Source organism: Pseudomonas khorasanensis, from assembly GCF_014268505.2.
Taxonomy (GTDB): Bacteria; Pseudomonadota; Gammaproteobacteria; order Pseudomonadales; family Pseudomonadaceae; genus Aquipseudomonas; species Aquipseudomonas khorasanensis.
Genome location: NZ_JABWQP020000005.1, coordinates 202,726 through 216,809 on the forward strand (window position 1 = coordinate 202,726; position 14,084 = coordinate 216,809).

General features: G+C 61.0%; 13 protein-coding genes. 9 read left to right on the forward strand and 4 right to left on the reverse strand.

Annotated features, from left to right (window positions below; translation table 11 throughout):
• Window positions 1–18: 18 nt before the first annotated feature.
• A complete protein-coding gene (locus HU727_RS14170) occupies window positions 19–660 on the forward strand; it encodes an oxidoreductase (RefSeq protein WP_186532354.1) in 642 nt (213 codons plus the stop codon).
• Between the two features lie 151 nt (window positions 661–811).
• Here the strand turns inward: HU727_RS14170 and HU727_RS14175 are convergent, their stop codons facing one another.
• The 4 genes from HU727_RS14175 to HU727_RS14190 form a co-directional block, all read right to left on the reverse strand.
• Entirely contained in the window at window positions 812–1,096 is a 285-nt protein-coding gene (locus tag HU727_RS14175; protein ID WP_186532353.1) for a YceK/YidQ family lipoprotein, read from the reverse strand.
• Entirely contained in the window at window positions 1,089–1,721 is a 633-nt protein-coding gene (gene ubiX, locus HU727_RS14180) for a flavin prenyltransferase UbiX (protein ID WP_186532352.1), read from the reverse strand. Before ubiX ends, HU727_RS14175 begins: the two co-directional genes overlap by 8 nt.
• Complete coding sequence (gene mpl / locus HU727_RS14185; protein ID WP_186532351.1) at window positions 1,718–3,067, reverse strand: UDP-N-acetylmuramate:L-alanyl-gamma-D-glutamyl-meso-diaminopimelate ligase; 1,350 nt, start codon at window positions 3,065–3,067, stop codon at window positions 1,718–1,720. The genes ubiX and mpl overlap by 4 nt, the downstream gene beginning before the upstream one ends.
• Before the next feature lie 87 nt (window positions 3,068–3,154).
• The gene (locus tag HU727_RS14190; RefSeq protein ID WP_186532350.1) at window positions 3,155–5,065 is read right to left on the reverse strand and encodes a sigma-54-dependent Fis family transcriptional regulator; all 1,911 of its coding nucleotides are present in this window, start codon (window positions 5,063–5,065) and stop codon (window positions 3,155–3,157) included.
• Window positions 5,066–5,450: 385 nt separating this feature from the next.
• Between HU727_RS14190 and exaC the strand changes: the two genes are divergently transcribed.
• The 8 genes from exaC (at window position 5,451) to ppa (ending at window position 13,929) form a co-directional block, all read left to right on the forward strand.
• Complete coding sequence (exaC, locus tag HU727_RS14195; protein WP_186532349.1) at window positions 5,451–6,971, forward strand: acetaldehyde dehydrogenase ExaC; 1,521 nt, start codon at window positions 5,451–5,453, stop codon at window positions 6,969–6,971.
• Between the two features lie 192 nt (window positions 6,972–7,163).
• Window positions 7,164–8,615: an ethanolamine permease gene (eat, locus tag HU727_RS14200; protein ID WP_186532348.1), complete on the forward strand. Its 1,452-nt coding sequence runs from the start codon at window positions 7,164–7,166 to the stop codon at window positions 8,613–8,615.
• A gap of 54 nt (window positions 8,616–8,669) precedes the next feature.
• On the forward strand, window positions 8,670–10,064 hold the full coding sequence (locus HU727_RS14205) for an ethanolamine ammonia-lyase subunit EutB (RefSeq protein ID WP_186532347.1): 1,395 nt from the start codon (window positions 8,670–8,672) through the stop codon (window positions 10,062–10,064).
• Window positions 10,061–10,894 (forward strand): ethanolamine ammonia-lyase subunit EutC, encoded by an 834-nt coding sequence (gene eutC / locus HU727_RS14210; protein WP_437180412.1) that lies wholly within the window; start codon window positions 10,061–10,063, stop codon window positions 10,892–10,894. The genes HU727_RS14205 and eutC overlap by 4 nt, the downstream gene beginning before the upstream one ends.
• Before the next feature lie 115 nt (window positions 10,895–11,009).
• Window positions 11,010–11,471: a GNAT family N-acetyltransferase gene (locus tag HU727_RS14215; RefSeq protein ID WP_007958617.1), complete on the forward strand. Its 462-nt coding sequence runs from the start codon at window positions 11,010–11,012 to the stop codon at window positions 11,469–11,471.
• A 350-nt stretch (window positions 11,472–11,821) separates the two neighbouring features.
• On the forward strand, window positions 11,822–12,472 hold the full coding sequence (locus HU727_RS14220; RefSeq protein WP_186532345.1) for a DedA family protein: 651 nt from the start codon (window positions 11,822–11,824) through the stop codon (window positions 12,470–12,472).
• Between the two features lie 4 nt (window positions 12,473–12,476).
• A complete protein-coding gene (locus HU727_RS14225) occupies window positions 12,477–13,289 on the forward strand; it encodes a M90 family metallopeptidase (RefSeq protein WP_186532344.1) in 813 nt (270 codons plus the stop codon).
• A gap of 112 nt (window positions 13,290–13,401) precedes the next feature.
• Window positions 13,402–13,929 carry an inorganic diphosphatase gene (gene ppa / locus HU727_RS14230; RefSeq protein ID WP_003205933.1) on the forward strand — a complete coding sequence of 176 codons (528 nt, stop codon included), beginning with the start codon at window positions 13,402–13,404 and terminating at the stop codon, window positions 13,927–13,929.
• The last annotated feature ends 155 nt before the right edge of the window (window positions 13,930–14,084 follow it).

Below are 14,084 nucleotides of genomic sequence, written 5' to 3' on the forward strand. Positions count from 1 at the left end.
TATCAAGGGAGAGACACTATGTACTTGACGCCTCAGCACGTATTGCTTGCCGGAGCCACCGGGTTAACCGGTGAACACCTACTCGACCGTTTGCTCAACGAGCCAACGATTACCCGTGTCCTTGCCCCTTCCCGTCGGCCGCTGGCCGAGCATCCGCATCTGGAAAACCCGGTCGGTGATCCGCAGGCCTTTCTGCCTCAGCTCAGCGGCCGGGTCGATATCGCTTATTGCTGCCTCGGCACCACGATCAAGCAGGCCGGCTCCGAAGAAGCCTTTCGGGCGGTGGATCTGGACATGGTCGTGGCATTTGCCAAACGCGCGCGCGAGATGGGCGCACGGCACCTGATCGTGATCAGCGCGATTGGCGCCGATCCGAAATCGTCGGTGTTCTACAACCGGGTCAAAGGCGAAATGGAACAGGCCCTGCGCGCCCAGGACTGGCCGCAACTGACCATTTGCCGGCCATCGCTGTTGCTGGGCGAGCGCACCGAGCCGCGCCTGGCCGAGCAATTGGCCGGACCGTTATCGAAGCTTATTCCGGGAAAATACCGGGGCATCGAAGCCTGCCAATTGGCGCGCGCGATGTGGCGCTTGGCGCTGGAGGAACAGGATGGGGTTCGGGTGATCGAATCGGACGACCTGCGCAAGCTCGGCAAATAACTGTGGCGAGGGAGCTTGCTCCCGCTGGGCTGCGAAGCAGTCCAGAAGCCATTCAACCAGTTTTTTTCAGGTGAATCGCCTACGCAGCAGTTGCGACTGCTGCGCAGCCGAGCGGGAGCAAGCTCCCTCGCCACAGGTGCTATGTTGCTCACTACAACCCGCCGGTTGCCTGGAAACCTACGCCGATGACCGTGAGCAACGACAACGGCAGCAACAACGTATCGAGCAACGCACTGGCCGGCAGGTCCACACCGGGATAGCTCGGCGCCTCGGCACCGAACCGGTCCATTGCACAGCACCCGCCATTCAACGCGTACAGATCCAGCCGCGTCCCGGAATAGACCACCGGTGCGCCCGGCTTCGCCGCATCCAGCGTACGCGCGGTGGCGCACCCGCCCAATTGCAGGGCCAGCACAATGACCAGCAGCTTATTCATCGCTGCTCAAATGATGCTCACCCCAACGCGGCAACATGTCCTGAGGAATGCCCAGCAGGTTGAGAATCCGCGCCACAACGAAATCGATCAGATCGTCGATGGTCTGTGGCTGGTGATAGAAACCCGGCGAGGCCGGCAGGATGGTCACGCCCATGTTCGACAGCTTGAGCATGTGCTCCAGATGAATGCTCGAATACGGCGCCTCGCGCGGCACCAGAATCAACTGGCGCCGCTCTTTGAGGGTCACATCCGCCGCGCGCTCGATCAGGTTGTTGCAGGCACCGGTGGCAATCGCCGACAGCGTGCCGGTGGAGCAAGGCACCACCACCATCGCCGCCGGCGCGCCGGAGCCCGAAGCCACCGGCGACATCCAGTCTTCCTTGCCGTACACACGAATCTGCCCGGCGGCAGCTCCGGTATATTCGGTGAGGAACGCCTGCATCGTCTGCGGCTTGGGCGGCAGCGTGACGTCGGTTTCGGTGGCCATCACCAGTTGCGCAGCCTTGGAGATCAGAAAGTGCACTTCGCGATCTTCGCGCACCAGGCAGTCGAGCAGGCGCAAGCCATACTGCGCGCCGGACGCGCCGGTCATCGCCAGGGTGATGCGTTCGGGGCCGTTGTTCATTGCAGGGCCTCGGCGAGTTTGCCATGCAGGCCGCCGAAGCCGCCGTTGCTCATGATCACCACGTGAGTGCCGGGCTGCGCCTGGCTCTTCACGCGCTCGATGATGCCTTCCAGCGAGTCGCTGACAATCGACGGCACGGTGCACAACGCAGCGGTTGCGCCCAAGTCCCAGCCGAGATTGGCAGGCGCGTACCAGATCACCTGATCGGCATCGACCACGCTGTCCGGCAAACCGTCACGGTGCGCGCCGAGCTTCATCGAATTTGAGCGCGGCTCGATGATCGCGATCAGTGGCGCATCGCCGATACGTTTGCGCAAACCGTCGAGAGTGGTGGCGATCGCGGTCGGGTGGTGGGCGAAGTCGTCATAAATGGTGATGCCGCGTATTTCGGCGACTTTCTCCATCCGGCGTTTGACGTTTTTGAACGCGCTCAGACCGGCAATGCCCATCGACGGCACGACACCGACATGACGCGCCGCCGCCAGCGCAGCCAAGGCATTGGCGACGTTGTGCTGACCGGTCAATTCCCACTCGACGGTGCCCTGCGATACGCCTTCGAACATCACTTCAAAAGCCGAGCCGTCTTCACTGAGCAACTTGACCTGCCACTGACCGCCGGCGCCGGTGGTTTGCACCGGAGTCCAGCACCCCATTTCGATGACGCGCTGCAGTGCGGGTTCGGTGGTCGGATGGATGACCAGGCCTTCACTCGGGATGGTGCGCACCAAGTGGTGGAATTGCCGCTCGATCGCCGGCAGGTCCGCAAAGATGTCCGCATGGTCGAACTCAAGGTTATTGAGGATCGCGGTGCGCGGGCGGTAGTGGACGAATTTCGAACGCTTGTCGAAGAAGGCGCTGTCGTATTCATCCGCCTCGATCACGAAGAACGGCGTGCCGCCCAAGCGTGCCGACACCGAAAAATTCTGCGGCACACCGCCGATCAGGAAACCCGGGCTCATGCCGGCATGTTCCAGAATCCAGGCGAGCATGCTGCTGGTGGTGGTTTTACCGTGCGTGCCGGCCACCGCCAGCACCCAACGCCCTTGCAGGACATGGTCGGCCAGCCATTGCGGGCCGGAAACGTAAGGCAGGCCTTTGTTCAGCACGTATTCCACGGCCGGGTTGCCACGGGACATGGCGTTGCCGATCACCACCAGATCCGGTGCCGGATCGAGCTGTGCCGGGTCATAGCCCTGCGTCAGTTGAATCCCTTGGGCTTCAAGTTGCGTGCTCATCGGCGGATAGACATTGGCGTCGGAGCCAGTGACGTGATGGCCCAGCTCTTTGGCCAGCACTGCCATCGAGCCCATGAAAGTCCCGCAGATACCCAGAATATGAATGTGCATAGTCGACCTCGTAAAACATGGCCGCAGGTTAGCGTAGGGAGGGGGAAATCGCACTCTTTAGCTTTGTCTGCCTGCACCTTGTGGAAATCAGGCAGAGCGGGCGATGCCATGTTTGCGCAGTTTTCTATACAGCGTATTGCGGCTGACACCCAGTTGCTCAGCCGTGTGCGTCATGTGCCAGCGTGCCTGTTCCAGTGCATTGAGCAGCGCCAGCCTTTCGGCATCGTCCAGTGGCTGTGCGCAAGACTCTTGCGCCACAACCGCCGGCCGCCCCTGCCGAATCATCACCGGCAAATTCTCCACTCCGATGCGTCCGCCATCGCACAACGCTGCGAGCGTGCGTAGCACATTGCGCAACTGCCGCACATTCCCCGGCCAGTCGAAAGCCAGCAATGCCTCACGCGCCGGCTCGTCGATCAGGATTGTCTCGCCACCTGCTTCTTCGGCGAGCAAAAAATCCAGCAACTGCGATTTGTCACTGCGCTCGCGCAAGGGCGGCAAGGCGACTTCGAGTCCGTTCAAGCGGTAATAGAGATCCTCGCGAAAGCTGCCCTGCGCGACCCGTTCCAGCAGATTGCGGTGCGTCGCGCTGATGATCCGCACGTTGACCGCTTCCGGCTCGCCGCCGATCGGCACGACCTGGCGGTCTTCGAGCACGCGCAATAAACGGGTCTGCAAGGCCAGTGGCATGTCGCCGATTTCGTCCAGGAACAAGGTGCCGCCATCGGCCTGTTGCAACTTGCCGCGCATGCCGTCCTTGCGCGCGCCAGTGAAGCTGCCGCCGCGATAGCCGAAGAGTTCGCTCTCGATCAGGCTTTCCGGAATGGCCGCGCAGTTGAGGGCAACAAAGGCTTTGCTCGCACGCTGGCTGGCCTGATGCACGGCTTTGGCAAAGGCTTCTTTTCCGGATCCGGTTTCGCCGTTGATCAGCAGCGGCACGTCGCGCTCGAATACGCGCAAGGACTTGCGAAATTCCATCTGCAACGCTTCGTCACCCAGGCAAATGCCAGACAGGTGCGGAGCAGGCGCCGCCACTGGCGTAGGGATAACCGGCGTCGGCTTGCGTGACTCGCCCCGCAACATCGCAAATAAAAGCCGTCCATCACGGGTGCGCAGCGGCCAACTGGCGCTGGCGTTGGCACTCGCGCGGCCAAGCAAGTCATCCAGCGAAAGATCGAAAAACGCCTCGACCGGTTTGCCGAGCAAGCCACCGCGAATATGCCCCAGCAGATTCAGCGCACTCTGGTTGGCCGCGCTGATCCGCCCCTCACCGTCGAAGGCCAGAAGTCCCTCGCTGAACAAGCCGACGGACTCGGCCTGCAAATGAAAACGCAGCAACCATTGGTTGTCGAAGCAGCGCAGAAAGTAGCAACTCTCGATCATCTTCGCCGACAGATTGACCAGCGCCATGGTGTGAAACTGGCTCTGACGCGAGACGTCCGGGCGTGCCGAAGACACGTCGAGCACCGCCAGCAGTTCGCCGTGCGGGTCGAACACCGGGCTCGCCGAGCAGGTCAGCCCGGTGTGACGGCCGCGAAAGTGTTCGTCCTGATGGATGGTCAGCGCCTGACGCTCGACCAGGCAAGTGCCGATGCCGTTGGTGCCTTCGCAGGCCTCGCTCCAGTCCGCGCCGAGCCAAAGCCCGGCGCGCTCGAAAATTTTGCGCTCGGCGGGTGCAGTGACGCAGTTGAGGATCACCCCGCGCGCATCGGTCAGCAGCACGGCGTGGCCGGCGCCGGACAGTTGCTGATGCAGGCTGCTCATCTCAGTGCCGGCAATCTGTAGCACCTGTTGCAGACGCTCGCGGCTTTCAAGCACGCGCCCCTGCTCAAGCACCGTGGGCGCTACGCTCAGGGCCGGGTCAAGGTGATAGTCCTCAAGACAACGCAGCCAGGAGCGGGCAATCGACGGATCGGCACCGGGGCCGTGCAAGTGCGGTTTGCCCTGGGTGACGGTGAGTACCTGGCGGGCATGGCGACTCAAATGGTTGTCGTGCATTTCTTATTGTTCTCCCCGAAAGCCATACCCCGGCTTTCGGGGTAGGCACCACCTTGTGGCGAGGGAGCTTGCTCCCGCTCGAGTGCGAAGCGCTCGCCAAAGTTCATCGTCGGTGACAGTGCGATTTTGCGCCCAGCATCCTCCAGCCACCGAGTCATTGCAATGCTGGCAAGACCGGTCGGTCACACGCTGTGCCGGAAGCGGTACAAATTGTCACTCAAGCTGTACCGAAACCGTCACAGCGCCAATCCATTCGTCCGACGAGAGCCTGCCAATCCCTTGATTTACCTGACCTGCACGGCAGTGGCCCGGCCCTTGCTCTACGCTTATAGCAAGCGCACTTGCGCGTTTCTCTAATAAGTACAAAGCCAAGGAGAACATCATCATGCGTTACGCTCACCCCGGTACTGAAGGCGCCAAGGTCTCGTTCAAGAGCAAGTACGGTAACTACATCGGCGGCGAGTTCGTCGCGCCTGTCAAAGGTCAGTACTTCACCAATACCTCGCCAGTGAATGGCCAGCCCATCGCCGAATTCCCGCGCTCCACCGCCGAAGACATCGACAAGGCACTGGACGCCGCCCACGCCGCCGCTGATGCCTGGGGCTCCACCTCAGTGCAGGCGCGTTCTTTGATTCTGCTGAAAATCGCCGATCGCATCGAAGAGAATCTCGAACTGCTGGCGATCACCGAAACCTGGGACAACGGCAAAGCCATCCGCGAAACCCTCAACGCCGACATCCCGCTGGCCGCTGACCACTTCCGCTATTTCGCCGGTTGCCTGCGTGCCCAGGAAGGCAGCGCCGCAGAGATCGATGGCAACACCGTGGCCTATCACATTCATGAGCCGTTGGGCGTGGTCGGGCAGATCATCCCGTGGAACTTCCCGCTGCTGATGGCCGCGTGGAAACTCGCGCCAGCGCTGGCCGCTGGTAACTGCGTGGTGCTCAAGCCTGCCGAGCAGACGCCGCTGGGCATTTGCGTGCTGATGGAGCTGATCGGCGACCTGCTGCCACCGGGCGTGCTTAACGTCGTGCAAGGCTTTGGCAAAGAAGCCGGCGAAGCCTTGGCGACCAGCAAGCGCATCGCCAAAATCGCGTTCACCGGCTCGACGCCCGTCGGCTCGCACATCATGAAATGCGCGGCGGAAAACATCATTCCGTCCACGGTAGAGCTGGGCGGCAAGTCGCCGAACATCTTCTTCGAAGACATCATGCAGGCCGAGCCGAGCTTCATCGAAAAAGCCGCCGAGGGCCTGGTGCTGGCGTTCTTCAACCAGGGCGAAGTGTGCACCTGCCCTTCCCGCGCGCTGGTGCAGGAATCGATCTACGACGAATTCATGCAGGCAGTGATGAAGAAGGTCAGCCAGATCAAGCGTGGCGATCCGCTGGACACCGACACCATGGTCGGCGCTCAGGCGTCGGAGCAGCAATTTGACAAGATCCTGTCCTACCTGGAAATCGCCAAGGGCGAAGGCGCCGAGCTGTTGACCGGTGGCAAGGTGGAAAAACTCGAGGGCAGCCTGGCGACCGGGTATTACATCCAGCCGACCCTGCTCAAGGGCACCAACAAAATGCGTGTGTTCCAGGAAGAAATCTTCGGCCCGGTGGTGAGCATCACCACGTTCAAGGATGAAGCCGAAGCCCTGGCCATCGCCAACGACACCGAGTTCGGCCTCGGCGCCGGTCTGTGGACCCGCGACATCAACCGCGCCTACCGCATGGGCCGGGCGATCAAGGCCGGTCGCGTGTGGACCAACTGCTACCACCTGTACCCGGCGCATGCCGCGTTCGGTGGTTACAAGAAGTCCGGCGTGGGGCGCGAAACCCACAAGATGATGCTCGATCACTATCAGCAGACCAAAAACCTGCTGGTGAGCTACGACATCAATCCGCTGGGGTTCTTCTGATCCAGACGGGGTGAGGCAGGTGTTCCTGCTTCGCCCTCTGGATTGTCTTCGCGAGCAGGCTCGCTCCCACAGGTGATTCATGTTCGTACGCAATTCCCTGTGGGAGCGAGCCTGCTCGCGAAAGCGTTGTGCCATTCAACCCAATGGCCTGGCTGTCGCCGGGCCTATAAAACAATAAGAAAGGTGAACCCTATGCCAAGCGAATCCCCGGCTGGCGCTCCGGCGACCGGCTCCTCCGTCGACTTCGAAAAGGTCGGCTCCGACTATTTCCAACAACGCGAACTGAAAAAAGGCGCCGCCGGCTGGGTCCTGCTGGTGGGGCTCGGCGTCGCTTATGTGATTTCCGGCGACTACGCCGGCTGGAACTTCGGTCTGGCTCAGGGCGGATGGGGCGGGATGTTCCTCGCGACGCTACTGATGGCCACCATGTACCTGTGCATGTGTTTCTCGCTGGCGGAACTGTCCTCGATGATTCCCACCGCAGGCGGTGGTTACGGTTTTGCCCGCAGCGCATTCGGGCCGTGGGGCGGTTTTCTCACCGGCACGGCAATCCTTATCGAGTACGCCATCGCCCCCGCCGCGATTGCGGTGTTCATCGGCGCTTATTGCCAGTCCCTGTTCGGCATCGGCGGCTGGATGATCTATCTGGCGTTCTACATCATCTTCATCGCCATCCACATTTTCGGGGTCGGCGAAGCGCTCAAGCTGATGTTCGTGATCACCGCCGTTGCCGCCCTGGCGCTCGGCGTGTTTCTGGTTGCGATGGTGCCGCACTTTGACGTCGCCAACTTGCTCGACATTCCAGTCACCGCCGCTGTCGGCGCCAGCCCGTTTCTGCCGTTCGGTTACGTCGGCGTGTGGGCGGCGATTCCCTATGCGATCTGGTTTTTCCTCGCGGTCGAGGGCGTGCCGCTGGCCGCCGAAGAAACCAAGAATCCCAAGCGCGACCTGCCACGCGGTCTGATCGGCGCGATGCTGGTGCTGCTGATGTTTGCGCTGCTGATTCTGATTGTCGGCCCCGGAGGCGCGGGCGCGAACTCGTTGCTGACCTCCGGCAACCCGCTGGTTGAAGCGCTGAGCAAAGCCTATGGCGGTTCGACCTGGATGGGCAGCTTCGTCAACCTCGTCGGGCTGGCCGGGCTGATCGCCAGTTTCTTCTCGATCATCTACGCCTATTCGCGGCAGATTTTCGCCCTGTCCCGCGCCGGTTACCTGCCACGCAAATTGTCCGAAACCAATAAAAGCAAGGCTCCGGTGCTGGCACTGGTGATTCCGGGCATCATCGGTTTCGGTCTGTCATTGACCGGCCAAGGCGACTTGCTGATTCTGGTGGCCGTCTTCGGCGCTACCATTTCCTATGTGCTGATGATGGCCGCGCACATCACCTTGCGCATCCGCCGCCCCAAAATGGACCGGCCGTATCGCACGCCGGGTGGCATTTTCACCTCGGGCGTGGCGCTGGTGCTGGCCTGCATCGCCGTGGTGGCGGGCTTCCTCGTCGATCCACGGGTGGTCATCGGCGCCGCCATCATCTATGGAGTGTTAATTGCTTACTTTGCTTTCTACAGTCGGCATCACTTGGTAGCGGGCACGCCGGAAGAGGAATTCGCGGCGATTCAGAAAGCTGAAGAAGCCCTGCACTGATTTTGCCGAAAACCACGGCGCAGACTGGCTCTGCGCCGTCACGGAGAACGCTGAATGGCCAGTTTTGCTCATACGGTCGGCGCGCAGACCTACCGCTTCGACAGCCTCAAAGATGTCATGGCCAAGGCCAGTCCGGCACGCTCGGGGGATTTTCTCGCCGAGATCGCCGCACTGAACGATGGCGAACGGGTGGCCGCGCAAATGGCGCTGGCTGACATCCCGCTCACGCATTTCCTTCAGGAAGCGCTGATCCCCTACGAAGCCGATGAAGTCACCCGGCTGATCATCGACACCCACGACCAACAAGCCTTCGCAGTTGTCAGCCACCTCACCGTCGGTGGTTTGCGCGACTGGCTGCTCAGCGATGCCGCCGATGAAACCAGCCTGCGCGCACTCGCCCCCGGCCTGACCCCGGAAATGGTCGCCGCCGTATCAAAGATCATGCGCGTGCAGGACCTGGTGCTGGTGGCGCAGAAGATACGCGTGGTGACGAAATTTCGCGGCACGTTGGGTCTACGCGGTCGCCTGTCGACCCGCCTGCAACCGAACCACCCGACAGATGAACCGTCCGGGATCGCCGCAAGCATTCTCGACGGCCTGCTGTACGGCAACGGTGACGCGATGATCGGGATCAACCCGGCCACCGACAGCATCGCCTCGATCTGCGCAATGCTGGAGATGCTCGACGCGATCATCCAGCGCTACGACATTCCGACACAGGCCTGCGTACTGACCCACGTCACCACGTCCATCGAGGCGATCAACCGTGGCGTGCCACTGGATCTGGTGTTCCAGTCGATTGCCGGCACCGAGGCGGCCAATGCCAGTTTCGGCATCAACCTTAATGTGCTGCAGGAAGGTTACGACGCCGGGTTGAGCCTGAATCGCGGCACGCTCGGGCAAAACCTGATGTATTTCGAGACCGGTCAGGGCAGCGCGCTGTCAGCCAATGCCCACCACGGGGTCGATCAACAGACTTGCGAGACAAGAGCCTACGCCGTGGCGCGACATTTCAAGCCGTTTTTGGTGAACACCGTCGTAGGATTTATCGGCCCCGAATACCTCTACAACGGCAAACAGATCATCCGCGCCGGCCTCGAGGATCACTTCTGCGGCAAATTGCTCGGCGTGCCGATGGGCTGCGACATCTGTTACACCAACCACGCCGAAGCTGATCAGGACGACATGGACACCCTGCTGACTCTGCTGGGCGTCGCCGGGATCAACTTCATCATGGGCATCCCGGGCTCTGACGACATCATGCTCAACTACCAGACCACCTCGTTCCACGACGCCCTCTACGCTCGCCAGACCCTGGGCCTGAAACCGGCCCCGGAGTTCGAACAATGGCTGGCCAACATGGGCATCTTCACCCAGGCGGACGGCAAGGTCCGCTTCGGTAACAACCTGCCGCCGGCCTTCCGCCACGCGCTGGCGCACCTGGGATGAGTCATATGGAAAAACCACCCGTCGACCCGCAAAACCCCTGGCTCGAGTTGCGCCGCCTGACGCCGGCGCGAATCGCCCTGGGCCGCACCGGCACCAGCCTGCCGACCCGCGCCCAGCTGGATTTCCAGTTTGCCCATGCGCAGGCCCGCGATGCAGTGCATTTGCCTTTTGATCATGCAACGCTCGGCACGCAGCTCAGTGAGGGCGGAAACGAAAGTCTGCTTTTGCACAGCGCCGCGCCGGATCGCAACAGCTACCTGCAACGCCCGGATCTGGGGCGCAAACTCAGCGATGAATCGGCGCAAGCCTTGCGCGATTACGCGGCGGCCCATCCGGGAGGAGTCGATCTGGCGATCGTTGTCGCCGATGGATTGTCCGCGCTGGCGGTGCATCGCCACACGCTGCCGTTTCTCACGCGTCTGCAAGAACAGATGAGCGGCGACGGTTGGTCGGTGGCGCCAGTGGTGCTGGTCGAACAGGGCCGAGTCGCCATTGGCGACGAAATCGGCCAATTGCTCGGCGCAAAAATGGTGGTCATGCTGATCGGCGAGCGCCCGGGCCTCAGCTCGCCGGACAGCCTGGGCCTGTATTTCACCTACGCGCCGAAGGTTGGGTTGACCGATGCGTATCGCAACTGCATTTCCAACGTACGGCTGGAGGGTTTGAGCTACGGCATGGCGGCGCATCGCTTGCTGTACCTGATGCGCGAAGCCTGTCGACGGCAGTTGTCGGGCGTCAATTTGAAGGACGAAGCACAACTTCACACACTCGAGTCGGAGGCAGGCGCAGACATGAAACGAAATTTCCTGCTTGATCCGCCCTCAGCCTGAACCGTTTCCGCATTGCCTTTCTGCGCTGGTTTCAGGCAGGATCGACGCACGGCCGCCAGGGTTTCACCTTGCCGTCAGAGCAGTTGAAGACAGCCACTTGAAGACGAGACCTATCATGCGGATTATTCAAGCGACCCTCGAACATCTGGATTTGTTGACTCCGTTGTTTGTGAAATATCGCGAGTTCTACGGCTCCCTGCCCTACCCGGATTCTTCCCGCGCGTTTCTTGAAAAACGCCTGCGCCGCAAGGAATCGGTGATCTATCTGGCCCTGGCCGATGACGACGACAAGAAGCTGATGGGCTTCTGCCAGCTCTATCCGAGCTTTTCTTCCCTGTCGCTCAAACGCGTGTGGATCCTCAACGACATCTATGTCGCCGAGGACGCCCGCCGCCAACTCGTCGCCGACAACCTGATCCGCACCGCAAAGAAAATGGCCAAGGAAACCCAGGCCGTGCGCATGCGCGTCTCCACCAGCGCCGACAACGAAGTTGCGCAGAAAACCTACGAATCGATCGGATTCAAGGAAGACACCGAGTTCAAGAACTACGTGTTGCCGATCAGCGACGAGCTCTGATCTCTTCTGGATAGGGGCGCGCTTGTGGCGAGGGCGCTTGCTCCCGCTGGGCCGCGAAGCAGCCCTATCCAGGCAACTCGATTCCTCAGATTTACAGCGGCAGGTGTAAGGGAGCGCTGCGCACTCAGCGGGAGCAAGCTCCCTCACCACAAAAAGCTCCTTCGCTGCGAATGCACCCTGACAATTGCTCACACCCCGACATTCCCCGCTACAAAACCGGCGCGCCTTTCATCACTCAGACCGTATAATCCCGATCTTTCCGGCTTGTAAGAAAAACTACATTCCGCTGTAGGCTTACACGAAGTCATCCGCACAGGCCCGCCGAGTCCGGCCGTCATACAGGTGCCCCCATGGATTTCAACCCGCTCGACCTTATCCTGCATCTCGATGTGTATCTCGATTTGCTGGTGAACAACTATGGGCCATGGATCTACGCCATCCTGTTTCTGGTGATCTTCTGTGAAACCGGTTTGGTGGTGATGCCGTTCCTGCCGGGCGACTCGTTGCTGTTCATCGCCGGTGCCGTGGCGGCGGGTGGTGGCATGGATCCGGTACTGCTCGGCGGTCTGCTGATGCTGGCGGCGATCATGGGCGACAGCACCAACTACGTGATCGGACGAACGGCCGGGGAAAAACTGTTCAGCAATCCCAACTCGAAAATCTTCCGTCGCGACTACCTGCAAAAAACCCACGATTTCTATGACAAGCACGGCGGCAAGACCGTGACCCTGGCGCGCTTCCTGCCGATCATCCGTACCTTCGCGCCGTTCGTGGCCGGCGTGGCGCGCATGCCTTATCCGCGCTTCTTCGGCTTCAGCGTGCTCGGCACCATTCTTTGGGTGGGCGGGCTGGTGACCTTGGGTTACTTCTTCGGCAACGTGCCGTTCATCAAGAAAAACCTGTCGCTGCTGGTGGTGGCAATCATTCTGCTGTCGCTGGTGCCGATGATCATCGGTGTGGTGCGCAGCCGTTTCGGCAGCACCAAAGTGCAATCGCACTGACCCGATGTGGTCACTGAGCGCCTGGCGTCGCCGGCGCATCCTCGCGAAGCACCCGATTGCCGACGAACTGTGGCAACGGGTGCGCGATCAGCTTTCTTTCCTCGACGGCATCAGTGCCACTGAAGACCAGTGGTTGCGCGAGGCCTGCGTGCTGTTTCTCGAAGACAAACGCCTGACCGCCCTGCCCGGCGTCGAACTGCATCAGGAACAGCGCCTGCTGCTCGCCGCCCAGGCCCAGTTGCCGCTGCTCAATCTCGGTGATTTGAACTGGTACCAGGGCTTTCACGAAATCGTGTTGTATCCCGACGACTTCCTCAGCCCGCAGCGCTACCGCGATGCCAGCGGCGTCGAACACGAATGGGACGGCGAGCACAGCGGCGAAGCCTGGCAACAGGGCCCGGTGATTCTGGCCTGGCCCGGTGTGCGGGCCAGCGGTGGCTGGGAAGGCTACAACCTGGTGATTCACGAGTTGGCGCACAAGCTCGACATGCTCAATGGCGACGCCAATGGCCTGCCGCCGCTGCATGCCGACATGCGCGTTGGCGAATGGGCCGAGGTGATGCAAGCGGCGTACGACGATCTCAACCGCCAGCTCGACCACGATCCGGACGCCGAAACCGCCATCGATCCCTACGCCGCCGAGAACCCGGCCGAGTTCTTCGCCGTCACCAGCGAATACTTCTTCAGCGCTCCGGATCTGCTTCACGAAGCTTATCCGCGGGTCTATGCGCAGTTGCAGCTGTTCTACCGTCAGGATCCGTTGGGCCGGTTGCGGCAACTTCAGGCCACAGACCCGGTCTATCAGGCGCAGGACTGAGTTCTGCAAGACTTTCGGCACATGGCGTACGCGGCAGAATATGCCTATAATCGACGCCACTTTTTGGTCAATCCGGCCAAGTGTTTTTGGTCAACTACGGGGGCAACGCCCAATGAGCTACAGCAAGATTCCGGCTGGCAAAGACCTGCCGAACGACATCTACGTCGCGATCGAGATCCCGGCCAACCACGCGCCGATCAAATACGAAATCGACAAAGACAGCGATTGCCTGTTCGTTGACCGTTTCATGGCCACCCCAATGTTCTACCCGGCCAACTACGGTTACATCCCGAACACCCTGGCTGACGACGGCGACCCCCTCGACGTGCTGGTCGTGACCCCTTACCCGGTAGCGCCAGGTTCGGTCATCCGCGCCCGTCCGGTCGGCATCCTGAACATGACCGACGACGGCGGCGGCGATGCCAAAGTCATCGCAGTGCCACACGACAAGCTGTCCCAGCTGTACGTCGACGTGAAGGAATACACCGATCTGCCGCCCCTGCTGATCCAGCAGATCGAGCACTTTTTCGCGAACTACAAGGATCTCGAAAAAGGCAAGTGGGTCAAGATCGAAGGCTGGGCCGGTGCAGACGCCGCCCGCGAAGCGATCACCAAGTCGGTTGCCGCCTACAAGGGCTAAGCAATAACGCCTCGCGTGACGCTTGAAAAAAACCCCGGAAGTCCGGGGTTTTTTGTACCTGCAAGTCTCGGCTAAACGAAACGTTTAAATTCCTACATGCAGTTTTAATCTGTTTAATTTCCCACAAGCACGTCTTACATCCCGTCGCAAAATAC